This window comes from Tolypothrix bouteillei VB521301 (assembly GCF_000760695.4).
Lineage (GTDB): Bacteria > Cyanobacteriota > Cyanobacteriia > Cyanobacteriales > Nostocaceae > Scytonema > Scytonema bouteillei_A.
The window spans coordinates 8756382-8782530 of the sequence record NZ_JHEG04000001.1 but is presented as its reverse complement, the minus strand read 5'-3'; the positions used below and the strand labels follow the sequence as shown (position 1 = coordinate 8782530).

Sequence of the window (26149 nt, the reverse complement as noted above, 5' to 3'; positions counted from 1 at the left end):
GCTTTATATTTGTTGGATTTTCCACTCTTTGCTATCTAATAGTTCTAAAATCGTCTGGTGATATTTCAACAAACTGGGACGATGGCCAACACTGATGAATGTGGCTCCTGTCTCCAATAAATGTTGATAAAAACTCTCTTCATTCTTGACATCCAAAGCACTCGTCGCTTCATCCAGAATTACGTATTTCGGTTTGGCAAGCAAGATTCGGGCAAAGGCAACACGCTGCTGTTCTCCTAAAGAAAGGACATGAGGCCAGTCTTTTTCAGTATCGAAACCACCGAATCTTTCTGCTAGATATGGTAAGTTAATTTGTTGCAAAATTTGATGGAGTTCGCTATCAGTCGGATTGGCATGAGTTTGAGGATAGACTAACTGCTGCCGAAGAGTCCCCAAAACCATGTAAGGACGCTGGGGTAAAAAGAGTATCTCCTCTAGTTTGGGTCGAATAATCGTACCACTACCGCAGTTCCATAAACCTGCGATCGCTCGCAGTAAAGAACTTTTTCCACACCCACTTGTACCCTGAACTAACAGTCCTTGTCCTGCTTGCAGTTCTATTGAAATAGACTGGCACAAGGTTCTCTGATAGTTTGGCGTATACAAGGTCAAACCTTGGATAGCTATAGAGTTGTTTTCTATAGTCTTAATTATTGGATAGCTAACCGTCTCTCTTTTAATATCTGTTCTTGGTTGTTGAAGGATATTATAAAATTCAGATAAACGTTCAATTCCTGCGCCCAAACTAGTTAAATTTTCAAATCTTCTCACAATTAAATACATAGCTCTAAACAAAGCTAAAAATGCTCCTTGAGCTTCTGCAATTTTACCAATTTCTAGTTCACCTGAAAGAACTCTTGGAGCAATAAATATAGCTGGTAGAATAACAGGAATTACTTCATAAAATCTAATAAAAGAACCAAAATATAAATGCTGCCAGCGTATCCAATAATCCAAATTTTTATAGACTTGCTCGAAGAGCGATCTGAGAACATTTGTTTCCTGTGATTCCCCTCTATAAAAGGCAATAGATTCAGCATTTTCTCGCAGACGAATTAAACCAAAACGAAAATTGCCCTCTTTTTTCTGTTGATTAAAATTAATGTTAACTAATTTTCTGCCAAAGAATCCAGTTGCAATCAAAGTAGCAGTTCCAGAATAAATTAACAGAAAAATCATGAGATTTGGTGAGATAGCCCAAAGAATTCCACTGAAAGCAATGACTTGTATGACAGTATTAAAAACATCCAAAAAGATGGAAAAAGTCACTTCTGTGAAACCTTGAATATCTTCAGTTATACGCTGATCGGGGTTATCAATATCTTTGTGCAATTGGCTGATTTCATAAAAAGCCCGATTGCTTAAATATTGACTGATAAAATGATTGGTTAACCAATACCTCCAATACAAAATAAGTTTAAATCGGATATAAGTGTAGCCAGACCACAACAAAACTGATGTAATTTGTAACCCTAGAAATAATCCAATACTTGTCCAGAATCTCTGAGGATCTTTTGCTGCAAGTGCAGAAAGAAAATTACCCTGTTGTATGTTGGACATAACACTCAACTGAGTGGTCGCTTGCAATAGCACTAAAAGCATAAAGGCTAAAGAAATCGCCAGCCACTTTTTATTACTACACCAGAAGAGTTTGGAGATCGCCCAAAATTGCTTGAAGTATTGTAGATTATTTTTGAGATATTTTTCCAAACCAAAGGCAACAGAGTTTTTTTCCATAAATCAAAACAGACGCAAATTCAGAGCTTAATTCATCCCACGCTAATTTTTTACTAACCCCAAGCTCTATAGAATGTAGTATCCTGCCAAATTGTGGCAGTACGTTGCTCAATGGCTGTGAGTTGCTCGTCAGTGAGTTGCCGGACAATGCGTGCTGCGTTAACATTGTCTTCCAATTGTCTGACATTATCTGCAGAAATGATGCAACAATGGACTCCAGATTGGGACAAGGTGTAACTCATAGCTTGCAACATACTTGTCAAACCACCTGCTTGAAATAACTTTCCATATGCAGGCACTTTCATGGCTATGACACCTATATTCTGTTTCTGAGTTTCTAATAAAATCTCGGGAAAAAACGGACGCGGATGGTGTTTTTCTACCGCATTCACGGGTATTAAGGCAGTGTGAAAAGGATAGCGGCGTAAAGCTTCTAGCATAACATCTGGTTCTCGATGTCCTGTAATACCAACGAACCGCACAAGTTTCTGCTGTTGAGCTTCCTCTAATGCTTGAATTCCTCCCGATTTACTAAAGATAGTTTTTAGTTGTTTGGGAAAAGCTACACTATGCAACTGCCATAAATCAAGATAATCTGTCTTCAAACGTTTGAGCGATCGCTCTAATTCTCGCCACACTCCATCGCGATCTTTTTCATAAGTCTTACTTGCTAAAAATATCTTGGAACGATGCGAGGGTAAAACTTTACCTAAATAATCTTCACTTGGTCCATAACTGGCAGCTGTATCAAAGTAACGGATACCCAATTCCAATGCTTTTTCAATAATCGCTATGGCATCCTGTTCTTTTCCTTCTTTGGATAGAGGTGATTTAGCAGACGCTCCTCCCAAACCAAATATTGGGACACTAACTCCTGTACGTCCAAGAACTCGTTCTAGCATGGTTGCTGGTGTAATAGCAGCATTGGATGTTTCAGTTTGCAAGCTATTAGCTCCTACAATACCGCTCGCAACCGCAACACTGCTTAGTAAGAAATTCCGTCGCGTTGTTTTTTCTATCATAATGTTTCTCCAAAATAAACAAAATGATTGTACATATCAAATGCAATTCAAAATAACAAAGATTTTATATTAACTCTGTTATTACAATGCTGTCGTGAATACTTTACACTTGTTGAACTTTCCATTGTTTGCTATCTAATATTTCTAAGATCGTCTGGTGATATTTCAACAAACTGGGACGATGACCAACACTGATAAATGTTGTTTTTGTCTCTAATAAATGCCGATATAAATTCTCTTCATTCTTGACATCTAAAGCACTTGTCGCTTCGTCTAGAATCACGTACTTGGGTTTGGCAATTAGAATTCGGGCAAAGGCAACACGCTGCTGTTCCCCTAAAGAAAGTACATCATGCCAATCTTTTTCTACATCAAAACCACCAAATCTTTGTGCTAGATCTGAAAGGTTAATTTGCTGCAAGACTTGATGGAGTTCACTGTCAGTCAGATTCACATGAGTTTGAGGGTACACTAACTGGTTGCGAAGTGTCCCCAAAAGCATATAAGGACGCTGAGGTAAAAATAGTATTTCCTCTAGTTTTGGTCTGGTAATTCTACCGTTACCAGAATTCCACAAACCTGCGATCGCTCGCAACAAAGAACTTTTTCCACAGCCACTTGTTCCCATAATTAACAGTCCTTGACCGGGTTGCAGTTTTACGGAGATATCCTGACACAAGATTCTTTGATAATTTGGTGTGTACAACGTCAAATTTTGAAGAGCTAAATGTTTATCTTCTACTGTCTTGATAGTGGTATGAGAAATTGGTTGATATTTGCTTTGTGATAAGGGTTGTTGCAAGAAAGTATATAACTCTGATAAACGCTCAGTGCTAGCTGCAAACATAACCAGTTCGTGAAAAGTGTTAGCAATCACAAACATAGATCTAAAAAGAGACATGAATGCTCCTTGAGCTTCTCCAAATTTACCAACTTCTATTTGACCGGAAAGAATTTGAGGGGCAACAATTATAGCTGGTAAAATACTAGGAATAAACTCATAGAATTTAATAAAAGCGTTTAAGTTAAATTCCTGCCAAAGAAGCAATTTATTGAAGTTATTAAAGACTTGATTAAATAAAAGGTTAAGTTGGTGAGCTTCTTGTGCTTCTCCCCGATAAAAGGCAATAGATTCTGCATTTTCCCGGAGACGGACTAAACCAAAACGAAAATTACCTTCTTTTTTTCTCTGAGCGAAATGGAGCTTAACTAATTTTCGTCCGAAGAAACCAATTGAAAAGATGGTACCAGTACTAGCATAAACGATCAAAACTATCATCAGAGTTTTTGAAATTCCCCAAAGTACTGCACTAAAAGCAATTACTTTAATACTGGAATGAAACATATCAAAAAAGAATGATAAAAACCCATCGGCAAACTTATAAGTATCTTCCGATATCCGTTGATCTGGATTATCAAGTTCTTGATGAGATTGGCTCAATTCGTAAAAAGCTCGATTTCCAAAATATTTTTCTAGAAAATGATGGGTTAACCAACGTCGCCAATAAAGCGTCAGTTTTTTTCGTATAAAGTTATAACTGCTCCAAATAGCAACCATTATTAGATATAAACCAAACAAGTTCCTGGTAGTTGTCCAGAATCGACTACTATCTTGAGTAGCAAGAGCAGAAAGTACATTACCTTGTTGAGCATTTGCCAAAACATCTATATGTGTAGACACTATCACAAGAATGATGAGTGTTGAGAGCATTGCAATCGCTCCCCATTTTTCATTTCCAAACCAGTAAAGTTTGGCGATACTCCAAAATTGCTGGAGAAACTGAACATTCAAGCGTCTCATAGCTCTATGTGATACTCCATATATTCTCAAAGAACTAACCGTTGTATTTACAAGTACTGAATTAACAAAGATCTTTAGTTGTAGAGCGTGTCTGTAAAAGCTTTGTCATTGCTTTTTTGTCATTTGTAACGGGAGTTGTCAGTAGCTTTTCAATAACAGCCCGTGTTGTAGCAGCAGTGACGTCGTTTGAGGGTAATCGCTGAAGGCTCCAACGTACAGTGTGTTCGATACGATTACCCTTCCTTAAAGGGAGTAAGGGAGAAAGAAGTTCTAATTCGTTGTAAAACAGTTTAGAATCTCCTTGATTGTAAACTTCTATAGAAAAACCACTGCCAACAGCACCGTCGGGGTAGTCTCCAGGTGTGTGAGAAGCCCGTTCAACCATAGCTACCCCATTCTTAACAGCAGCTAGCGCTGTAACTAAAGAATCAGCACCTATTTTATAGTTGTTGTGAGAAACAGAGGAAGACCCCTCTAAAGGTCTTAATTGTAATAATGTAGATGTAGCCTCGACTACAGGAGATTCATTTGGTGGAGGTGTTATCCAATGGAAATTCTGCTTGTATGGGCTTTTTGGGTTAAGTGGCACAAAGATAGCGTCTGTTGGCACAATCTGAGTCACATTCCAAATCGATATCAACAACGGATCGCCCTTCTTTTTTTCCACTATTTGCCTGATAACAAAGTTTCCATCTTTCTCAAACCAATATTCTCGCAGGATAAGAGCACCGAGTCCGGGCGATATTTCGCTCATTGTTTGCAAGCGATTGTTAGATAATATTTTTGTCTTGTGAGGGCTACCATCCCAACTTCCATCAGGAGGCCAGCTACGTCCGCCGATCGCAGGCCACCATAATTGTGGGGCGGGCCAGGTTTTATCACCACCCCAGTTATGCCATTCGTCCTTGTTGTAATTTTTTTGAGTAGAATTCCACAAAAAGTTGGTTTCTCCTATAAAGCCATAATGCATAACTCGACCAATTTCGGGTACAACAACGGCTTCGGTACAACCATCTGTAAGTCGGAAAGCTGTCCGTCCATCGTAAACTATACGAGTTACTTCTCCGACAGCCTTAACTGCTTTTGAGTGCGTTGTAATTTCCCCCAAGACTTGATTGTGGAATTTACTCAAGCCCAGGCAAATCAATGAAATCAAAACACATAGTAATATTACGTGCTGTTGCTGTATAAGTTTTGGTGGAATAAAAAATTTCTTCACTTACAGAGAAAGTATTTCATCAAAAGGAATACGAGCGAAAAATTGAGCGCACAGAGCAACTCTTTATACTGTTTCTTTAAATGTTGGGTTGGCAGCAGACAATAGCTTTTAGACTCTGCTAAAAAAGGGGGAAATTTCTCCAAGTTTCCCTTGTCTAGAAGAGCCACTGCCTTGGGGAGCTAGTGATGTAGGAGGGTTTCTCTCCCCAGAGAACTGGTATCCAGGTTTCCCAACTTGTAGCAAGTGGGTGGATTTAGAGGGATCTTAATATCTTGCTTTGTATAGAGAGAATCGGTGTTACAAACCCATGGAAAAGACAATACCTATATAGGCGCAATGCACATACAAATGTATTTAGTTCCTGTCAGTGACAAGAATTTTGTTGTTATGAGTATTGTAGATTTAAGTATACAGTTCTTTTCTTCCCAATTATACACAATTGATATTCCTAATGATAGATGTCTTATTAAAAAACGAAAGCTAGAGGAACTTACACAAAGCAGCCTTTAAAAAGGAGAGATGAGGGGATCTACAACCTGTGAAATCCCGAACACATCGTTGAAGTTGCGTAAGCCCCCGATCTAAGCTGCCATACATTGAAGTGGCATCTTTTCACACAAAGATTGTTAATAGTTGGCGATCTAATACTGACAATAGGCGCTTCTGTAGCAACTAACGATTAATCGCTAACAACCTCCTTAATGAATAAGTGCCGCTTATCAACGCATTAGCTTAGGACAGTGTCTTTGTCTGTAAAATGACTATTTATTACCATATTTTCACAATACGTGCAAAAAGTGAGGAATTAGGGAGGATGTTGTAAATTTTTTAACATAATGGGCTAAAGTTGCAACTATGCCCACAATCACAACTGTGTTTGGTTGTAAAAAGGCTTGATGAATAGCGTAAATGTGATATATCTATGTAAGAAAAGTATTTTTCTTTACCAAGAAAGGCAGATACCAAAGGGCAAAAGGCAGAAGGGATAAATCCCTTCTGCCTGACACCGTCGATACGGGTGTGCGACTCGAAGGAGCAAGAGTTTAATACCCCCACCAAATTTTCAATTTGGTGGCTGTTGAACAAGAGGGGTCAGAATCCCCTTCTGTACAACAGCTTCTGCCTTTTGCCTTTTTCAATCCCACAAATCTTATTGACTGAAAATCCCGCAAACGTAAATTAGTAATACAGACTATAGATGCTTTTGAGAAACATAACTAACACCATATTGAGGGTTGCTTTATGTAGCCTGTCCTTGACTGTGTTATTTGCAGCATCAAATAACAACTTTACTGAAGCCAGGAGTTCTTCAGAGCTTGAAGCTCTGAAATCTCTTGCCAACAAGACTTCAGTAAAACCAAGTCATATAAATAGAAAGCAAGGTCTGCAAGCAATTGTTGGTCTCAACGCCCAGGTGGAAAAAGTAGCGACAGGTTTTAAATTTACAGAAGGACCGCTTTGGCACCCACAAGGCTTTTTACTCTTTAGCGATATTGCTGAAAACAGTATCTATAAATGGATACCAAAGAAAAAATCAGAGATATTTCGTCGCCCTTCTGGTAATGCTAATGGTAACACATTAGACCGAGAAGGACGGTTGATTGCGGGCGAACATAGCGGTCGTCGTGTATCTCGCATTGAAAAAGACGGCAAGATTACCACGCTTGCAAGCTATTATGAGGGTAAACGCCTCAACAGCCCAAATGACTTGGTTGTGAAATCAGATGGAAGTATTTACTTTACTGACCCGCCTTATGGCATTAGTAAAGAGCAAGAGGAATTGGGTTTTTATGGTGTTTATCGTCTGACACCGGATGGAAAGCTAACTCTGTTGGTAAATGATTTTGTACGCCCCAATGGAATTGCCTTTTCCCCTGACGAGAAAAAGCTGTATGTAAATGATTCGGAAAAAAGTCACATTCGTGTTTTTGATATCAAGTCAAATGGAACGTTAGAAAACGGGCGAATTTTTGCAGAACAAAAAGACTCCAGCAAACAGGGCGTCCCGGATGGTATGAAAGTAGATGTGCGAGGTAATGTTTATAGTACAGGTCCGGGAGGTGTATGGGTTTTTTCACCCTCAGGGAAACTTTTGGGTAAGATTGACGTACCAGAGGTTTCGACTAATGTAGCGTGGGGCGATCGCGACTATAAGTCACTCTACATTACCGCAACCACTAGCCTTTATCGTATCCGCCTCAATATTGCAGGTATAAAACCGGGTCAGTAATTATTTGTAATAGGCATCTCCGGAAATGAGTGAGCAACTCAGACTACACAAGGTTTTTATCTTCTTTTTCGGAGATGTCTCATTGAGAATTCGTAATGAAAAATCAGGAATTATCAATTTTGAAACTACCTATTTTGCGAAGAAACAATTTTTCTGACTTTGCCATCGCTCTTAGATGTTACGTAAAGTTCTCCCTCTTGGTCTACTCCGAATCGGACATCTGAGCGTTTGTGACCAATTATGTCGAGAAAAGAACGTTCGCGATCGCCCTGAAACAACCTCAATTCTTTTATTTTCGCTTGTTTGCCTTCAATCAAGTCATTAACAGGGACATGGAAAAATCGCCCATCATTGCAGAAGTCGGCAAAAACATACTGACCGATCAATTCAGGAATGGCTTTGCCTCGGTAAACAAAGCCACCTGCGATCGCAAAAGCATAATACTTTTGCGCTCCTATAGGTTTATCGTGGTCGTATTGTGCAACGGGATAAGTGTAATTCAAATCAGCATCGTTAAGAGGCAAGCTCAAGAGAGCATTTTCGTTATTTTCATTGATAACCCAAGTCCCTTCTCTCTCACCCCAACCGTAATTAGCTCCTTTTTTGCCAAGATTCACTTCCTCAATAAAAGCCTGACCTATATCAACAATCAACATCTTACCCTCACCACCCGTATCCCAACTGAAGCGATGAGGATTACGCAATCCATATGCCCAAATCTCACCTAATGTTTTAGGATTGTTATCCTCCACAAAAGGATTATTAGAAGGGATACCATACTTACGATTAGTGCTATTATGACCGTCAGGAGCAATGCGTAAAATTTTTCCAAGTGGCGTACTCAGATCTTGCCCGTTATCCAGTGGATCTGTCTTGCTAACTGGAAAGCCATCGCTACCGCCATCAGCAACAGCAATATAAAGCAAACCATAATCCGGGTTACCAGGTTTGGCATTGGGGTTAAAACTCAATTGCCCTACATTGTGATCTGGATAAGGCTGTTCGATACGAAGAATCTCGCGGAATGTTCCAGAAAAAGTATTGGCAGACGGGTTTATGGCAGTCCACTCTCGAATGACATCGTGATGCGAACTTTGTATAGTCTTTTTCGCACTGTCAATAATTCTTTTAGTAACTGGAAAATCAGGTTTTTTCCTCTGTTTAATCTCACTATGGACAGTGTAAAAACGTCCATTTTTAGCAAACTCTGGGTGAAACGCAAAATAGGTAAAGCCTTGTTGTTGGGTTTGTTCAAGAAATTTTTTGCCCACTAATTTCTTAATATCCATGTAAACGCTAGCGCTACCGTTAACGATCGCATAGAGCTTCCCACGCGTATCATTCACAAATAATCGCTTGCTTCCATCAAAAGGGGCTACCTCAGATCTTGCACCTGGAAATTTGAATGTTAATTCCTTGACTAAGTGCTAGTTCTTTTAGGCGCTCAATATTATGTAAAAGAAGCAACACAACCAGGTGTGGAAATAGAGTTTGGAATGCAATGTCGGCGGCTTGTCCCCAATCAGGCACATTTGAGGCGCTCGCCGTGGATAAGTAAGCCCAATGGGCTAAAACATAAGAAATCAGGGACAAGACCAACCAACGATAGACGCCCAAAAGAGTCCCTTGCCCAAAACGATGCAACCCGAAACGGTGTTTTGCAGTTTTAAACCACCCCTCGATCTGCCATCGACGTTTACCCCACCAAGAAATGGTGCTGGCTTTGAGAGCTTTGGTAGAGACCACAAATCGTTTTTCATACTTGCTATCATGACGTTTAAAGTAGTACCAGGATACAGAGACAGGAAATTTCAAGCCGTGAAGGTGCAGCTGTTGTCCGCGCTTATGTAATCGAGAAACACAACGTCCATCTGTTAATTTACGAGTGCAAGCTATACCAGCAATCACGTGGTATTTCAGCTTTCGGACACCATGTAGAAACTCAACGCTACCAAAAGCTGTATCGACGAGAACCAAAACCTGGAAATGCTTGGTGAGTTTTTTCGGCAAACATTTGACCAGCTTCAATCCTAACTGTGCGGGTGAAGGAGTCCCTTTTCCTTTCCAGACGCGAAAACTCCAAGGAACGCGCCAGCGACCAACAACCAGATACGCGACAACCAAATGCAAGCCGCGTTTTCCGTGGTAGACGTGGATTAAATTTGACAATCCCTTAAATTTTCCAGATTTTTCGAGAGTGGTCAGGTCAATAATCACTTGTAGAAATGGTTTACGTCCTTGAGGACAATTGGATAAAATCTCCTGAATAATACGGTTGCGAGTAGTACGAATTACATTCAATGTTGACCAATTGTAAATATTGAGAAATCGGCTTAAGGCGCTATTCGACTTACTTTTACTATGTTCAGGTAAAGGATAACCTTGTGCTGTTAAGAACAATCCCAACATAGCTTCAAGATTTTCCTGTTGGTAGACAGAGGGCATTAGTGATAGTAAGGTGTAAACTAAGTTTTGGGCGTGGGCAAGAATGTTTTTCATTGTTCTTGCAAGATTTATATGCATTTCAACGCCCTTTTTCTCATATTTTGGTACAGAATTGCAAATGCAACCGCTTTGAGTCAAAACAAAGGTTAACATTTGACAAAGAATGATAATCGCTGAGGGGGGGGAATATGACTTAAACCATAACTTGAGCCAGTTTGTGAACCATAACTTGAGCCATAAGTAACGGCAAAATAAGCCTTACGGGAAAAAGCGAAAGAAAACTTTGCAGCAAATAATGAGCCAGAGTTGATTTTTTGCACTATAATATGAATTGGAGTTTTAAAAACCTGAGTGGACAAAACCCCAAGCAAACAAACAGCTTTTAGCCGTACAAATTTCAACTTTTGTCCTAAAATATGATTCAAAATAACCAAGATATGCTTCACTCCCCCCGTAATTAGTAATATAGACTTGTGTAGTGAAACCCAAAAATGTCTCTAGATATAGGGTTTTAGGGAGAGTCAAGAAAAAAAGAAGCCCAAACACACACCTATCACCTGTGGCATCAATGAACTCCTCTGAATTTGACCAATGGTGTTCCCAACAGCAACTAACGGCATCTTGCCAAGACCTAATTGCCACAATCAGGTCAGCCCCACCCTCACGTCGTGTACAAGGACGCGCCAAAAACGTCAGCGGAGTTTACCCCAGCCGGAAAATGGGTCAAACCATCCAATTTGAGAGCCACACCGTAGAACTGTGGGCAATCTACCAAATGGAACACGACCCAGAGGTATTGGAATACTACGACCAGCCACCCCCCTTCAAAATCCAGTACCACAACAAAACAGGACGCAAAATAGGTCACTACCATACCCCAGACTTCTTCGTACTCAGAACTAATGGTGCAGCTTGGGAAGAATGGAAAACCGAAACCGAACTCAAACGACTAGCCGAAAAATACCCCGGACGCTACCAAAAAACAGCCGACGGGAAATGGCACAGCCCACCAGGATGTGCCCATGCTTCTTCCTACGGACTTAAATACCACATCCGCACCGATAGCGAACTGCATCCCATCTTCAGCCAAAACCTCATCTTTCTAGAAGACTACCTGAGATTCAACACCAACATCCCCCACACCATCACTGAACAAACACTCACCGCAGTCCAAGCCAACCCCGGAATCACCATAACCGCCACACTTGCTTCAATACCCGGAGTCAGAGCTAACGACATCTACGCCATGATAGCCACAGAGCAACTCTACGTAGATCTGTATGCAGCACCCCTAGTAGAACACTGGCGAGTACAACTATATCTAGACCAACAAACCCATCAAGCCTACACACATCTAGCCATAACAACACAGCACCATCAACCAATACCCCCACCCACAGCACTCCTACCTTCCACAATCCTGCTATGGGACTCTAAGCCCTGGACATTAGTCAACTTTGGTGAAATCGCCACCACACTCCTACCAGAAATCGGACAACCCATTCAACTACCAACAGCTTATTTCCTGCAACTATTAGTTTGCGGCAACATCAAAATTCAAAATTCAGAAAAACAAGCATCCATCAATAATGCAGTCCAAGCACTCATGGATGCCGCCTCTCCCAGCGACCTCAGCCAAGCAAACCGCCGATTTCATCTAGTACAAGCCTATATTCAGCACCAGGCAGATATCTACAAAGATATTCCTGCCAGTACCTTGAAACGATGGGTAAAACAGTTTCGAGAAGCCGAAGCCAGGTATGGTTGCGGTTACGTTGGTTTACTACCACGTACTTCTAGGCGAGGAAATCGTCAAACCAAAGCACCAAACCAATCAAGCGAACTACTCAATAAATTTATTATCGAACACTTCGAGACACCTAGGCAAGCACCAGCAGCTTCAGTATATAGATTATATATTAGAGCTTGTAACGAATTAAATATACAACCCCTGAGTTCACGCACCTTTTATCACCGCCTCAAACAGCGCCCCATTCATGAACAAACCAAAAAACGTCAGGGAGCAAAAGCTGCATACTCAACAGAACCAACAATCTTAGAACTAGCCCTAACCACGCCCCGGCATGGAGACAGACCCTTTGCCATCGTCCACATTGACCACACCCAACTCGACATCGAACTACGCTCAATTACCACAGGACGGAACTTAGGAAGACCTTGGCTAACATTACTCATTGATGCCTATTCCCGACGTATCCTCGCCCTTTATCTCACCTTTGACCCACCCAGTTACAGGTCTTGCATGATGGCACTACGGTCTTGTATCCAGCGATTTGGTCGTTTTCCAGGGGCCGTAGTCGTAGATGGCGGCAAAGAATTTCATAGCCTTTACTTTGACACCCTACTAGCACGCTACCACTGCATCAAAAAAACACGTCCTGGTGGTAAACCGCGTTTTGGTTCAGTCATAGAACGATTGTTCGGCACAACAAATACCGCGTTTGTATACAACCTCTTAGGTAACACCCAAGCCAGTAAACAACCACGGCAACTGACTCCATCCGTTGACCCCAAACAACAAGCTGTGTGGACATTGGCAGATTTGTATACTTACCTCAGCGAGTGGGCCTACACCATTTACGACACCAGCGAGCATGATTCCTTGGGAGCAACACCATTACAAGTGTATACCGACTCCTTGCTGATAGCCGGAGAACGAGAACACCGACACATTGCCTACAACGAAGACTTCCTCATGGCTACACGCCCCAGTACAGCCAAAGGAACGGCTTTAGTCCAGCCAGGAGTTGGAATTAAAGTCAACTATCTTTATTACTGGAATGATGCTTTCCGCAATCCTGCCGTTGAAAAAACCAAAGTTCCCGTGCGCTATGACCCCTTTGATATGGGTGCAGCTTATGCCTATCTAGAAGGACGCTGGGTTAAATGTATCTCCCAGTATTACAGCACCTTTGTCGGACGTACAGAGAAAGAAGTGCTGTTAGCCGCAGAGGAAATCAGAAAAAAAGACAAGGGGAATTCTCAGAGTACGAATATCTCAGCTAAACGATTAGCAGATTTTATCGCCAGAGCGCAAGAGCATGAAACGCTTCTACTGCAAAGATTACGGGATTTAGAAGCCAAAAGTGTACGGGAAAATTTAACATCTGGTGGACATGATGTCCCGTCCGTTTCCCAAGTACAAGTTATACCGCAATCAATAGCAGTTCCACTCAACAGCAAAGATGTCGCCAAAGTTCATAAAACTGAAAATATCCAACTGTTGGATGTCACAAAACTGCCTGTTTTTGAGGAATACAAGTAATGGAGAACTTTCCTGAATCAGCACAGTCCCAACTCAAGCAATTCAAGGAATATGCAATATCTCATCCCCAGTTGGCACAAGTGGATATGTTGCTGATGGGTGCGATTCGTGAACCTGCGGGGTTTGCCCATGTCTTGGTGTATGGACCTAGCGGGGTGGGAAAAACGACGATGATTCGGCAGATTACTAAACGCTTAAATGGGACTACTGTTGACCAGAATGGTTCTCTTTCGTCTGGCTATCGCAATGGCAATATGTCCCCAATGCCACTGTTACTGGTAGAAACACGACCTCCTGACGGTGGGTTGTTTAATCGTACTGATTATTACCGCACGGCACTGAGGTTATTGGGAGAGCCATTTTATGAGCGGCGGATGATGGTGGATATTGATGCCGAGCAAACCTGGGAGAAAAAGGGGCGTGGCAGAAGTAAAACGGCACAGTTTAATGATTCTCCTGAACTGCGTCAGGCTTTGGAAGAAGCAATGAGTAAACGCGGTGTTAAGGCTGTGATTTTGGATGAGGCGCAGCATTTAATGAAGATTGGTAGTGGGGCTAGTGGTGGTAAGCTTTTAGACCAGTTGGATTGGATTAAGTCGATGACGAATGTGACTGGTGTACTGCATATTCTCATTGGCACTTATGAACTTTTGAATTTTCGCAATTTAAGTGGACAGGCATCACGCCGGGGGTTAGATATTCATTTCCCCCGTTATTTGTTTCAGCATGAACTTGATAGGCAGGATTTTCAGGGAGTTTTACTGGCGCTGCTGAGGCAAGTTCCCCTTCAGGTTGATATTCCGGCTTTGATGCAGCATTGGGTTTATTTCTATGAGCGTTCTATTGGTTGCGTAGGCGTGTTGAAGGATTGGTTAATTCGGGCAGTAGCGGCGGCGTTGCACGATGGTTGTGATACCCTGACTTTGGAGCGATTGCATGAACATACTCTTTCGCTGGCTCAGTGTGAGCGGATGGCGATAGAGGCAACTGAGGGTGAACAAAAACTTTGTTACATGGAAAGTCGCCGCGAACATTTATGGCATTTGTTACAGATGGGGATGACTTCGACTTCTGTTCCTGGTGGGATTGTAGATTTATCATCTGGGTCAAAGTCTACTGTTGCACCTGTTTCTACTGCTACTACTAAATCTACTCGTAAAAAACGTTCTGACGCACAGACGCTACAGGCTAATACTCCTACTCCTACTTCAGAAGCAATAGCTAGTAGCCCAGAACCTAAGAAGAGGCAAACTCGAAAAAAGAAGGAATCTCCTGTGGTAGTAACTGAAGCTACACAGAACACTCAAGAAATGACGCAGGATATACCCAGTGCTGTGACTGAGGTCGCAGAATCACAAACTCAGCCTAAGAAGAGACAAACTCGGAAAAAGAAGGATACTGCTGTAGTTTCCGAGGAAATGCCACAAGATACACTTAGTTCTCAATTCGAGGTAATATCTTTAACAACTGAGTCTAACAATGTTGAAGCAGTTCCCAAGAAAAATGGGCGTAGGAGTGTCGGACAACGCAAGCCACAACGAGATAAGGTTGGGGAGTAGGTAGAAAATTTACAATCTTTTGCTTAATAGAGTGATGTATTGATTAAGAGCTTTTTGGGTTGTTTTGTACCCAGGGGCTTGTTTACCTAATTTTAGTTCCTGTAATACTTGGTCGCGTAAAACTTCAAGTTCCACCATGTTCGGCAGTGTCGGTGTACGCGGTTGTTGATCTTGATTTTCCTCTTTCCGTGTAATACATGGGAAACTCCCCTCTTCTTCCCGTGTATTACTTGGTGTATGAGAACAAAAAAGTTCTACATAAGACAATAAAGTCGTACACAAGACAATAAAGTCCTACACTGAAACCATCCATACTTTGGTACGTTTGCGACTGGATTTTGTATGATGGGCCGTATCACTTAAAGCATTTTCAATCATCTTGGTGTAAAACTTTATTGTCACGCTCGCTCCTCAAAAAAGGAATGGGCAAACGTCCCAAGGTAAAACTTTATTGTCAATCCAGTTTTTTTGGCTAACGTAAGATTAAGGCTTGGGGGCTACGCCAGTGTAAGACTTTATTGTCTCAATACACTTGGTAGATTGTTGCTTTTTACCATCTCTTCTAAATAATCTGCTCAAGTTATTCCTAAGCATTCAGCAGCTATGCCCAATGCTTTCCATGTGTCATCTGTTAGTCTCAATGAGCGGATTTGACGGTAATCATCGTTTTTGAGGGTAAATTTCCCTTGAATATCCCGTTTCAACATCACCCTTTCCATGTAATACACCGTTAGGTTAACAAATTTCTACTGTGTAATACATGGGGAAATGAATTTTCTACTTTGACCGTTTTTTTGACCCATAAAATGAACATCTACTTTGTGAAGCATAATGTGAGCTAAAAGCTCATTTTATGGTGCAAGTCACAGGGAAGTGGTCGCCGTCGGCGACCACTTCCCCCATATACAACTTCAAACATAAAAATAAGGGTAGAGGCGGCTCCCGTCGGGAGCCGCCTCTACCCCCTCTCGACGATTATCATTTTAATTTAAAGATCTGGGTTGATAGTTCTCTAAGCATTTATCAGGAATAACGCTAACGTCTTGAGATAATTTCATTACAATATAGTACTTAAGCCTATTTCATTTCTCTTTGTTACACTTTTACCTCTTTATTCGCCGATCTGCGGGTTACCCTTACAGGTGCAAGATCTCAGCTACAAGCATATTCAAACGAGCCGCTTTTTTTTCTCCAGTTCCACTATCAGGAATTTGTACAATCTCTTTGAAGCTAACTGAGAGGCTTGATTTTTTAACAGGTTCAGGAATGGGATTATTTGTTATTGTATAACTTGTCTGCAACTTAACGTTTTGCTTGGGTTGAGTTGGAGAAGCAGGTTGTAACGCTAAAAGCCAATTTGAATTTTCTAGTAAAGATGCAGTCACCCCTCCCAGACTTAAGGTAGTCCCAGCTATTATAGCTGCCAGTTTTCGATTCAATTTCATTGAAAAATCTCTGATTCCACGAGAAATGAGTAAAAATGCTAACAACACCCCTAATAAATCCTACTCTGCTTTTAATCGCATCAGCTTAGGACAGAGCCTTCGTCAGTCAAATGACTCTTTTTGACTACAGTTTTAGGATACGTGTAAAAAGAGAGTAACTCGTGAGCCAATTGTAAATTTTTGGTGAAAAATTCAGAAAAGTGCCATAAAACAGGCAAATATAGCACCTATCTTCGATTCCCGATTGAGAAAGCTCGAATCATTAAGAAGATGTAGGTTGGGTTGAGGAACGAGACCCAGCAATTCGATTCCATGTTGGATTAAACAATATCAACCAAGAGTTTGATGTAGTGGGCATTTGGTTTGTTACCTATCTGTTTGTCTTTTCATTAATTGCCCTACCGCTTTTTCTCTATTTAAAAGAGAGTGGTGTCTAATGACTTATGAGTAGAGCGAAGATAAATATTGGTAGACTGAAAGCGTATTCGCACTCTTGTACGATCGTATGCCTCGTTGGTTCAACATTGCAGGTCCCTGCCAAGACGATATTCATTATATGCTATCGCCAACTGCTCGGTTGCCAGATTTAATGGATCTCATTCAACAACGGAGTTATTTTGTAGTTCATGCTCCTCGGCAAACAGGTAAAACAACGGCAATGTTAGCACTGGCGCAACAGTTGACTCTAAGTGGACGCTACACGGCAGTGGTGGTATCGGCAGAAGTCGGAAGTGCGTTTAATAATGATATAGGTGCCGCAGAATTAGCGATTGTTGGAACTTGGCACGATACAATTGCAGATGTATTACCCAAAGAGCTACAAGCACCTGTTTACCATCAAGAAGAACCCGGACGGAGAATTCGAGCTTATTTACGAGCTTGGGCGCAGGCTTCACCCCGACCTTTGATCGTATTTATAGATGAAATTGACTCGCTACAAAATGAAATTGAGCGGGAATACGCGATTGGACGAGACAGGATGGATTTGTGTCTGAGATATAGAAAAACGACTTTAGGAATTGAGTTAAAAGTTTGGCGGGATAAAAAGGGCGATCCGGAAGCGGAAGGAATTGAACAGTTAGATGAATATTTAGCACGCATAGAAGTTAAAGAAGGCTGGTTATTTGTTTTTGACCGACGCAAAAATGCACCACCTTTTATCGAGCGATTGTTCACTAAAACTGTAACTACCCAAACTGGGCGTTCTATTATTATCCAAAGAGCTTAATATTTAATATAGTTGAAAAGACACTCTCACAATGCTCGTTTCCTTTAGTTAACAGTAGGTTGGCATCCACTTATTGACGATTCACATTAACAAAAATAAAAATTTCGCTATATTTTCCCTGCAAATCAATAAATATGTGGTTCTTCAGTACTTTTTAGTTTAGCATAAAAAGTACTGAAGAACCTTTTTTCTTTCTTCACTGTTCCCTGTTCCCTGTTCCCCGTTCCCTCTTCAGTACTTGTTATTTTAGCATAACAAGTACTGAAGAACCACATATATTTGTCTTAATTATTACTTTTATTTCCTAATTTTTTAGTGCCGTATCTCACTGCGTGCAATCCCAGCATTCCCCCTGCTAAAAGTGTTGGTAAGAAATAGTAAATACCTCTATAAGCAAGCATTGAACCCAGTACTGAGGCGGCAGAAACTTGAGAAGATAATATCAACAAAATCACAGTTTCAAAAACTCCTAAACCACCAGGAACATTACTAATAACCCCAGCAAACATAGCTAGTAAATAGATACCTAAAAAATCTAAATAGGAAAAGGGGATATTGGTAGGAAGCAAAACGTAAAGAATTGCTGCTGCTAAAAGCCAGTCACAGCTAGAAACAATTATTTGTGCTAAGGAGATCCTTAAAGATGGAAAACGAAACTCTTGCGAGCGCAGGTAGATTGGTTGTCTAAGAAAGAAACTGGCCAGCAAATAAGCACCTACTAGTATTAAGAAAAGAATACCGACAGGACGCACGGTCAAAAAAGGTAAATGTAATTGAGTGGGAATTTTCAAAGGATGAGTAACGAACACGATTCCAGCAACAGCAAACATTCCCAACCAAAAAGTGAAATTGGTAAAGGCAATAACTTGAGCAATAGCAAGTGCTGATATTCCCCAGGATGAGTAGAATCGATAACGAATTGCACTACCAGTCAGCAGTGCAAAACCTATGGTATTGCTGAAACTAGAGCTAATGAAGTTTGTGAAGGCAACTTTTGTCCAGCTAAGAGAACGACCAACATAGCTGAAACCTAAGATATCATAGCCAACCATAACTAAATAGCCCAAAGCAGTCAAAACAATCGACCAACTTAAGCGTTGTTTGGGTATTCTTGCTAAAGCTTGGAATACATTATGGTAATTATACTCGCGAAGTTCGTTAGCGATCGCCCAAAGGCAAACAACGAGAAGCAGTAAGCTGAATAACAAACTGAAGTTGAATTGGAGTTTTTTGAGCATGAAACAGAGTGTTTGTGTTGTCTACTACCCAATAGTCGCAATCGTTTAGAGCACATTTCAATTATTTCCGAGTTCTTCACTTTCTCGACTTATTGTGAAAGTGTTCATTTACTGAAATGGTGTGGCTCCGTTAGTCGCACCATTTTTCATGACCAATGACTCATGACTCTTTTCAAGATATCTTAACTGGTTCTACAATTCATCTGAGGCAAGGAGTGCATTTGCAAGTGTGCTATAGTCCGGGAAAAACTCCCACAGTCGTTTTTCTTCATGGAGGAACGGGTAATCGCTTCAACTTTCGTTCTCAGTATGAGTTTGCCCAAAATCAAGGCTGGGAAGTTCTAGCTTACGACTTGGCGGGACACGGACAGTCTAGCCCTTACTCTCGCTATTCCATTGGACGGCACCGTCGGGACTTACAAAGATTATTGCACCAATTTGAGATTCACTCACCGATACTCTGCTGTCACAGCTACGGAGTTCCCATTGGTTTGGAATTTGCTCAACATAACTCTGTCAGTGGCATAATTGCGATCGCAGGTGGAACTCACAACCTAGCGCCTTGGTGGGAAATTCCACTGATAAAGTTTTTCGCTTGGGGTGGTAGATATCTCTATTATTTACCGCAAGTACAAAAAATTTCTAATTGGTTATCAACCTCCTACCGCCACAGCGTTATGGAACAGTTTTTTGTAGAAAATCCAACACCAAAAGATTTTCAAGCGTACAAAGCCCTCGAAATCTTCTGGGGATACGACTTCTTTACACGTTACCCTTCACCTAAGAATTTGCACGTTCCCATCTTAGTCATTACGGGAGGTCTTGACCCGATGTTTACGCGTCATATGGGGGACGAATTAGCACGATGTTTTATCAACGCCACTCACTTGCATTTTAATAAAGCAGGGCATTTGGTTATGGCAGAGTGTCCGGAATTGGTAAACCGCGCTATTACCCATTATTTACAACAACAAGTTTATTTATTATCCTTATGAACCACAAAGAGATTAATATTCTAGTGGTAGTTGCACTGCTCGCTCTTGCAAGCTGTCACAACGTAATAGGTGTCAGAGCACAGACACTCCAAAAAGTTCCGCAGACCGCTTCAGTTCTTCCACAACTAAATGTCAGTGCCTTGGCTAAGCCTTTAACGTATAAAATTGAAACCTATAGGAGTGAGGCTATGGAGGGAAATCGTACTTATGGCATTTCTTTACCTCCAGGCTATGAGGAAAACCCAAATCAGCGCTACCCTGTAATCTTGCTCCTTCATGGTGGACATGGAGATCCTGATGATTGGTTTAAAGAGAAAAAGGGAAATGCCTTAACAACATTACAGCAGCTTTACACAACAGGTAAGTTGCCACCTAGTATTATCATTACACCAGATGGTAACGATCGACGTGGTTCTAGCCCTTACTGGGACCCCGCATATATTGATGGTCCTCACGGACAAGTATCTACAGCAGTTGGTGACGAACTCGTAAAAGTCGTTAAAGACCGTTATCGTACACTACCAACTCCAAATTTTTGGGCAATCGGTGGATTATCTTCTGGGGGTTGGGGTGCAGTGAATGTAGGACTGCATAACTTGAATCATTTCTCAATTTTATTCAGTCATAGTGGTTACTTTCGGGATAAGAGTGGACCGCAAAACAGCCCAATCTCCTATATCAAAAGCATTCCACCCGAAGCTCGAAAACGTTTGCGAGTATACTTAGATTCAGGAAAATCCGATGAAGAACTTGAGGAATCTCAAAAATTTAGTCAAGTTTTAAGCCAAGAGAAAATTTATAATGTATTTCGACAGTTTCCAGGAAGCCATACATGGAGCTACTGGCGCAAACACTTAGCGGATTCTTTAACATTTGTAGGGGAGCAGTTTAAAATTTTAGAAATACAACACGCAGCTGATAATTTAGGTTCTAGCAAACCATGAAATTATCCAAAGTATTCATTGGCGTTGTCAGTTCATTTGCCATTCTAACTGCAGCGGGTTACTGGTACGTATTTATATTGGGTGCGCCACAATTAGATCCACCTCAAGAACAGGGGGATACGGGGCTGAAGTTTCAGTTACAAACTTTTAACAGTCAAGCTATGGGTACAGCAAGACAATTCGGTCTGATTTTACCCCCGGATTATCACAAAAATCCCCAAAAGCGCTATCCAGTGATATTTCTTCTACATGGAGGTCATGATGATGCTCGTGCTTATTATGATAAATACGCAGTCTCGAATGTCTTACATCAACTCTACAAAAGTCAGAAACTACCCCCTTCAATCGTGATTACACCCGATGGAAATGATAAACGGGGTTCAAGCCCTTTGTTCGACCCTGATTATTATGATGGACCTAATGGTAAAGTGGGAACTTTGATTGGTTCGGAACTCGTACAAGTTGTCAAGTCACGCTATCGTACTCTAAACAAACCTGAATTTTGGGCGATAGGAGGTCTGTCTTCAGGTGGATGGGGAGCATTTAACATTGGCTTACGCCATCTAAATAATTTTAATATTTTCTTTAGTCATAGCGGGTATTTTACCGATGATAGCGGTCCGCAAAATAGTCCCGAACAAATTGTGCAAAAGTTATCAATTCAGGAGCGAAAGAAATTAAGAGTCTATCTTGATGCAGGGCAAAATGATCCAAATTTACTTGCATCGACTAAAACCTTCCATACAACTTTAAACAATTTGGGGATACAAAATGTATTTTATGCTTTTCCTGGAGGGCATGGCTTATCGGGTCCTGATGTCGGGTGGAACTATTTTCACAAGCATCTCAAAGATTCGCTATCCTATGTAGGCGAACAGTTTAAAAAAGAAAATGATTAATGACTTAAAAAATCGGATTGGACTTTGGAGTGCGGCGTTCCTAACGGGTTTAGTCGGAGTCGTCAATTTAGTATCAGCCGTAACGCCCAACCTGCACGATCGCACATACTGGTTAAAAGAGTTTTTTCCCTTTGATATTCGTGCTAGCGGTCATATATTTGCTGCTCTGACTGGATTTATTTTGCTGACACTTGCAACTAATTTATTACGACGGAAACGTGTTGCTTGGTTGCTAACAATTGGTTTGCTTGTTATTTCCATTGCCAGCCATTTAATTAAGGGATTGGACTATGAAGAAAGCCTTTTATCGGGAGTCTTATTAGTACAATTACTCTTGATGCGCCATCTTTTTAAAGCGCGATCCGACCGCCCGTCCATCGCACAGGGTGTAAAAGTCTTGCTTGGTGCTTTATTGTTTACCTTAGCGTATGGGACTATCGGGTTTTACTTACTCGATGGAAAATTCTCGGAAACCTTTAATTGGAGTGAAGCCATTGGTCAAACTCTAGCAATGTTTTTTACAGAAGATAATGCAGGTTTGCAACCAACAACCCGATTTGGAGAATTTTTTGCCAACTCTATCTATATTATTGCTGCAAGTACCATCACCTATGCGCTATTTATGCTCCTAAGACCCGTTTTTCTTAGGAACACTGCTACTTTAAGAGAACGACAACAAGCACGTGAAATTGTGGAAAAATATGGACGGTCTTCTTTAGCAGCACTGACATTATTAAGTGATAAAAGTTACTTTTTTAGCCCTTCTGGTAAGAGTGCGATCGCTTATGTTCCTAAAGGACGGGGAGCAATTGCTTTAGGAGACCCTATCGGACCTCCTGAAGATTGCAAAGAAGTCATTACTAGTTTTCAAATATTTTGCCAACAAAATGATTGGTATCCAGCCTTTTACCAAATTCTGCCCGATAATATAGACATCTACAAATCTTTAGGATTTCAAATATTAAAGATAGGAGAAGAGGCTATAGTCGATCTTCATAGCTTTACCTTACAGGGAAAAGCCGGAAAAAACTTAAGAACTTCAGTCAATCGAATGACAAAACTAGGTTATGAGGTTCAATTTTTTCAACCGCCCATCGACCATAACTTTTTGCGCCAATTGAAATCAGTCAGCGAGGAATGGCTGCAAATGGTACAAGGTTCAGAAAAGAAGTTTTCTTTAGGTTGGTTTGATGAGGATTACCTGCGACAATGTGAAATAGCCGCAGTTTTATCTTCCCAAGGTGAAATAGTCGCTTTTGCCAATATCTTGTCAGAGTACCAACTCAATGAAATGACTCTTGATTTAATGCGATATCGAAAGTCTGCCGAGCATGGAACTATGGACTTTCTATTTATTTCTATGTTTCAACATTACAAAGAGCAAGGCTACGATGGATTTAACATCGGTCTTTCGGCGCTTGCTGGAGTAGGTAAAACGCAGGAGTCGCGACGATTGGAAAAAGTTTTGCACTATCTATACAATCATTTGGAAAGATTTTATAATTTCCAAGGATTGCACATGTATAAGGATAAGTTCCATCCTCGTTGGGAACCGCGCTATCTGATTTATCCGAACTTGGCAACTTTACCTGATATCGTTGTTGCTTTAATTCGTGCTGATTCAGGCGATCGCCTTTTGGACTATTTTAACCCAGGAGCTTGATTCAAAACTCTTGATTTGAGATCGCAACTCGAATCCCAATATTATTACCCTTGTCCTTTGGCTCGAGATGGAAGCGAAAAGCCGAACGACAAAACCACGGGGTAAAGTCCCACGAACCACCACGCAGTATCACTCTGCTGTTATCCCTAGAATTTAACCAAGCACTACCATCTGTTGGCGAACCTTCATAGTTTTCATGCCAGCGATCGGCACACCATTCCCAAAGTAATCCGTGCATATCGTACAATCCAAAAGCGTTCGCTACTCCAAAACTGCCTACAGGCGTCGTTTCTCCCCGGTATTTTCCTTGAGGAATATCGTTATAAGTGTAAACACCATTGTAGTTAACTAGCTCGGTAGTAATTGTTTCACCAAAGTGGAAAGGAGTTGTTGTGCCAGCACGACAAGCGTATTCCCATTCTGCCTCGCTTGGAAGACGGTAAGTACGTCCGGTGTATTTTGATAATCTGTCACAAAATTCTACAGCTTCGTACCATGATATTGTTTCTACCGGGCGATCGCTCGCGTTAAATCGAGACGGATTGGGGTCAAGTTCGCAATTCACTTGTGGAAGAGTAGCGACAACTCGCCATTGCTCTTGGGTAATGAGATACTTACTTATGAAAAAGGGTGGAACGGTGACCTGATGCTGGGGACGTTCGCACTCATCACTTGCTTCTTCAGTTTCAGGCGCACCCATGATAAACGTACCGCTGGGGATAGCGACCATTTCTAAGGTGACACCATTACCGAGAGCTTCCGTCAAGTATTGAGTTTGACGCTGTTCTTGGTTAATGAATTCTCCTTGGCCATTAACGGTAACGACATCAAAGGAAAAATATGCGACTTGCTTCGACCTTGACTCCATTATCAATCTCTAAATTAGGTTACTTTGCATGGGCTGAAGCACAACCAAAAACCATCATAATTTAACTGAGGGACTTTCAAGAAATCAATTCTCAAAAACTACAAGGAACTCCGGGAAGATGACTCGTTAGTAGGAATGACAAATGTCATGCGCTCCTGGTGACATTTATTCGATGTCTGCTTCCATAAGATTAAGCTAAATTAAACTTTTGCAGGACATAAAGCACAAAGCATGGCTCCCTCCCCTGATGGAACGGTAACTATCATTACCCGTGATGGCAACAGCTTTCTGGAGATAAAGCCAACCTCTTCCACAATTTTACCCAGTTTGGTTTGAGTGAAAACCAAATTGCTAACTTTTCATTAGAGTAGAGCATGAGAATCGGGTGGACATATAATATTTTGGTCAACTAACTCAGGCGTTGCAGGTGCAATCACTGATGGTTTCTCAGTCTCGCACATTTGAGTAATCGTGATTATTTCATCTTTCCCTGAAATTTTTTTCTTAATTTTAAAAACTGCTCCCGTATAGCTTTTTAAATCACCTAATTTTGATGTAGATTTTACTATTGATTTAGTATCATCACTAGTGAGACTATATCGATAATTTTCAGTTTCATTGCGAATGTCTCTTTTTAAATCTGCTATTGTAGAAGCAAATTTATTATGTTCTTCATAAAAAGCTTGTTGCGATCTGTTAAGAGTAGCGGTAATGACTTTAGCTTCTGCCTGTTTGGCTTTATTCCTAGTTGCCATGAAAGATGGAATGCCAATCAAGGCTATCATGGAGAATGTAAATAAATAGCCTAAAGCAGCAACACCAGTACCGGCAATACAAAAGATTTTAGCTGTATTGGAAGCAGATTGAGCGCCTTCATAATCACCCTGATAATATTTGCTTTCAACTCGAGATGAAAAAACAAGAGCGACTACTCCAAGCGGTAGGAATGCCAGCAGAGTCACTAAAATTGAAGGAATTAGGTAAGTTCGCGGACAGGGAGGTACATTGGACAAGTCGGAAGGAGTTTGTTTTGACATAAATAGTAGACGAGGTAATTAGCGTTATTGGAAAATGGGAATGAATCGGAGATTGTAAAAACTCGTTTTCTGGGAGCCTCATCTGTATAGTTGCGATTGCAAACATCGCTTGGCATTTTTATAAAATTGCGATGCTACCCGTTCTCTCAAGGATCTACTAACTCTCACTCACGCTCGAAAAATACTTTAATTAACAGGATAATGAACTAAAATTATAATTGATAACCGTAAAAATACGAAAAAATAGAGTGTTTTCTTTGAAAAAACACTCATTTACAAAACGTAACTTAAGTCAAAAATATTTTATGAATGAAGCTTTTGTATCAATACTAATGATAGGGTTATTTCTGCCGCACTGTACTAGTTTTTATGGATTAACTAGCATTACATTCGTTAAGGATGAATTAACTTCACGCTCTAGGCAATCCAGAATCAAAGTTTGAAATCTTGAATTTTTGAATTTTATACTTAAGAATTACAATGCCAATTAAGTTGGAATTCTCTGATACTCAATCAAAATTTTTACCTCGTTC

The 26149-nt window shown here is 40.9% G+C and carries 18 protein-coding genes and 1 pseudogene; 8 read left to right on the top strand and 11 right to left on the bottom strand.

Features of this window, described 5'->3' with window-relative positions:
- Window positions 1–3 precede the first annotated feature (3 nt).
- From HC643_RS35810 to HC643_RS35795, 4 genes are all read right to left on the bottom strand, one after another.
- Window positions 4–1737 carry an ABC transporter ATP-binding protein/permease gene (locus tag HC643_RS35810; protein WP_050045555.1) on the bottom strand — a complete coding sequence of 578 codons (1734 nt, stop codon included), beginning with the start codon at window positions 1735–1737 and terminating at the stop codon, window positions 4–6.
- A 53-nt stretch (window positions 1738–1790) separates the two neighbouring features.
- On the bottom strand, window positions 1791–2759 hold the full coding sequence (locus tag HC643_RS35805) for an aldo/keto reductase (RefSeq protein WP_050045556.1): 969 nt from the start codon (window positions 2757–2759) through the stop codon (window positions 1791–1793).
- A 103-nt stretch (window positions 2760–2862) separates the two neighbouring features.
- Window positions 2863–4560 carry an ABC transporter ATP-binding protein/permease gene (locus HC643_RS35800; protein WP_038109523.1) on the bottom strand — a complete coding sequence of 566 codons (1698 nt, stop codon included), beginning with the start codon at window positions 4558–4560 and terminating at the stop codon, window positions 2863–2865.
- 61 nt (window positions 4561–4621) lie between these two features.
- Window positions 4622–5779, bottom strand: a complete 1158-nt coding sequence (locus HC643_RS35795; protein WP_137986213.1) for a hypothetical protein — start codon at window positions 5777–5779, stop codon at window positions 4622–4624.
- A gap of 1261 nt (window positions 5780–7040) precedes the next feature.
- Here HC643_RS35795 and HC643_RS35790 point away from each other — a divergent pair.
- A complete protein-coding gene (locus HC643_RS35790) occupies window positions 7041–8009 on the top strand; it encodes an SMP-30/gluconolactonase/LRE family protein (RefSeq protein WP_237266096.1) in 969 nt (322 codons plus the stop codon).
- 125 nt (window positions 8010–8134) lie between these two features.
- Here the strand turns inward: HC643_RS35790 and HC643_RS35785 are convergent, their stop codons facing one another.
- From HC643_RS35785 to HC643_RS35775, 3 genes and pseudogenes are all read right to left on the bottom strand, one after another.
- Complete coding sequence (locus tag HC643_RS35785) at window positions 8135–9355, bottom strand: PQQ-dependent sugar dehydrogenase (protein WP_167844825.1); 1221 nt, start codon at window positions 9353–9355, stop codon at window positions 8135–8137.
- Window positions 9356–9443: 88 nt separating this feature from the next.
- A pseudogene (locus HC643_RS35780) lies at window positions 9444–10532 on the bottom strand (transposase); the annotation flags it as partial.
- A 68-nt stretch (window positions 10533–10600) separates the two neighbouring features.
- Complete coding sequence (locus tag HC643_RS35775; RefSeq protein ID WP_237266023.1) at window positions 10601–10879, bottom strand: hypothetical protein; 279 nt, start codon at window positions 10877–10879, stop codon at window positions 10601–10603.
- A 143-nt stretch (window positions 10880–11022) separates the two neighbouring features.
- On the opposite strand from HC643_RS35775, the gene HC643_RS35770 reads away from it, so the two are divergent.
- Together HC643_RS35770 and HC643_RS35765 are read left to right on the top strand one after the other, a co-directional pair.
- The gene (locus HC643_RS35770) at window positions 11023–13740 is read left to right on the top strand and encodes a TnsA endonuclease N-terminal domain-containing protein (protein WP_050046025.1); all 2718 of its coding nucleotides are present in this window, start codon (window positions 11023–11025) and stop codon (window positions 13738–13740) included.
- Window positions 13740–15299: an ATP-binding protein gene (locus HC643_RS35765; protein WP_038092080.1), complete on the top strand. Its 1560-nt coding sequence runs from the start codon at window positions 13740–13742 to the stop codon at window positions 15297–15299. Before HC643_RS35770 ends, HC643_RS35765 begins: the two co-directional genes overlap by 1 nt.
- A 1136-nt stretch (window positions 15300–16435) precedes the next feature.
- On the opposite strand, the gene HC643_RS35760 is transcribed toward HC643_RS35765, so the two are convergent.
- On the bottom strand, window positions 16436–16744 hold the full coding sequence (locus HC643_RS35760; protein ID WP_038091807.1) for a hypothetical protein: 309 nt from the start codon (window positions 16742–16744) through the stop codon (window positions 16436–16438).
- 505 nt (window positions 16745–17249) lie between these two features.
- Here HC643_RS35760 and HC643_RS35755 point away from each other — a divergent pair.
- Window positions 17250–17972, top strand: coding sequence for an ATP-binding protein (locus tag HC643_RS35755; RefSeq protein WP_082051846.1), 723 nt, complete (start codon window positions 17250–17252; stop codon window positions 17970–17972).
- 284 nt (window positions 17973–18256) lie between these two features.
- Here HC643_RS35755 and HC643_RS35750 read toward each other — a convergent pair whose 3' ends face one another.
- On the bottom strand, window positions 18257–19210 hold the full coding sequence (locus HC643_RS35750) for a lysylphosphatidylglycerol synthase domain-containing protein (RefSeq protein WP_038091804.1): 954 nt from the start codon (window positions 19208–19210) through the stop codon (window positions 18257–18259).
- A 155-nt stretch (window positions 19211–19365) separates the two neighbouring features.
- Between HC643_RS35750 and HC643_RS35745 the strand changes: the two genes are divergently transcribed.
- The 4 genes from HC643_RS35745 to HC643_RS35730 are packed head-to-tail and all read left to right on the top strand — an operon-like array spanning window position 19366 to window position 23711.
- Window positions 19366–20205: an alpha/beta fold hydrolase gene (locus HC643_RS35745; protein WP_038091801.1), complete on the top strand. Its 840-nt coding sequence runs from the start codon at window positions 19366–19368 to the stop codon at window positions 20203–20205.
- The gene (locus HC643_RS35740) at window positions 20202–21149 is read left to right on the top strand and encodes an alpha/beta hydrolase (protein WP_038091798.1); all 948 of its coding nucleotides are present in this window, start codon (window positions 20202–20204) and stop codon (window positions 21147–21149) included. The genes HC643_RS35745 and HC643_RS35740 overlap by 4 nt, the downstream gene beginning before the upstream one ends.
- Window positions 21146–22048, top strand: coding sequence for an alpha/beta hydrolase (locus HC643_RS35735; RefSeq protein WP_038091795.1), 903 nt, complete (start codon window positions 21146–21148; stop codon window positions 22046–22048). The genes HC643_RS35740 and HC643_RS35735 overlap by 4 nt, the downstream gene beginning before the upstream one ends.
- Window positions 22041–23711, top strand: coding sequence for a phosphatidylglycerol lysyltransferase domain-containing protein (locus HC643_RS35730; protein ID WP_038091788.1), 1671 nt, complete (start codon window positions 22041–22043; stop codon window positions 23709–23711). Before HC643_RS35735 ends, HC643_RS35730 begins: the two co-directional genes overlap by 8 nt.
- Window position 23712: 1 nt before the next feature.
- On the opposite strand, the gene HC643_RS35725 is transcribed toward HC643_RS35730, so the two are convergent.
- Complete coding sequence (locus HC643_RS35725) at window positions 23713–24579, bottom strand: formylglycine-generating enzyme family protein (RefSeq protein ID WP_050046465.1); 867 nt, start codon at window positions 24577–24579, stop codon at window positions 23713–23715.
- A gap of 362 nt (window positions 24580–24941) precedes the next feature.
- Window positions 24942–25616 (bottom strand): type IV pilin-like G/H family protein, encoded by a 675-nt coding sequence (locus HC643_RS35720; RefSeq protein WP_050046466.1) that lies wholly within the window; start codon window positions 25614–25616, stop codon window positions 24942–24944.
- Window positions 25617–26149 lie beyond the last annotated feature (533 nt).

Excerpts from the sequence above, each read along its gene's own strand:
- HC643_RS35740 (WP_038091798.1), top strand. The coding sequence starts at position 20,202 with ATGAACCACAAAGAGATTAATATTCTAGTGGTAGTTGCACTGCTCGCT.
- HC643_RS35770 (WP_050046025.1), top strand. The coding sequence starts at position 11,023 with ATGAACTCCTCTGAATTTGACCAATGGTGTTCCCAACAGCAACTAACG.
- HC643_RS35800 (WP_038109523.1), bottom strand. The coding sequence starts at position 4,560 with ATGAGACGCTTGAATGTTCAGTTTCTCCAGCAATTTTGGAGTATCGCC.
- HC643_RS35810 (WP_050045555.1), bottom strand. The coding sequence starts at position 1,737 with ATGGAAAAAAACTCTGTTGCCTTTGGTTTGGAAAAATATCTCAAAAAT.
- HC643_RS35805 (WP_050045556.1), bottom strand. The coding sequence starts at position 2,759 with ATGATAGAAAAAACAACGCGACGGAATTTCTTACTAAGCAGTGTTGCG.
- HC643_RS35730 (WP_038091788.1), top strand. The coding sequence starts at position 22,041 with ATGATTAATGACTTAAAAAATCGGATTGGACTTTGGAGTGCGGCGTTC.
- HC643_RS35735 (WP_038091795.1), top strand. The coding sequence starts at position 21,146 with ATGAAATTATCCAAAGTATTCATTGGCGTTGTCAGTTCATTTGCCATT.
- HC643_RS35750 (WP_038091804.1), bottom strand. The coding sequence starts at position 19,210 with ATGCTCAAAAAACTCCAATTCAACTTCAGTTTGTTATTCAGCTTACTG.
- HC643_RS35760 (WP_038091807.1), bottom strand. The coding sequence starts at position 16,744 with ATGAAATTGAATCGAAAACTGGCAGCTATAATAGCTGGGACTACCTTA.
- HC643_RS35765 (WP_038092080.1), top strand. The coding sequence starts at position 13,740 with ATGGAGAACTTTCCTGAATCAGCACAGTCCCAACTCAAGCAATTCAAG.
- HC643_RS35720 (WP_050046466.1), bottom strand. The coding sequence starts at position 25,616 with ATGTCAAAACAAACTCCTTCCGACTTGTCCAATGTACCTCCCTGTCCG.
- HC643_RS35745 (WP_038091801.1), top strand. The coding sequence starts at position 19,366 with ATGACTCATGACTCTTTTCAAGATATCTTAACTGGTTCTACAATTCAT.
- HC643_RS35755 (WP_082051846.1), top strand. The coding sequence starts at position 17,250 with ATGCCTCGTTGGTTCAACATTGCAGGTCCCTGCCAAGACGATATTCAT.
- HC643_RS35725 (WP_050046465.1), bottom strand. The coding sequence starts at position 24,579 with ATGGAGTCAAGGTCGAAGCAAGTCGCATATTTTTCCTTTGATGTCGTT.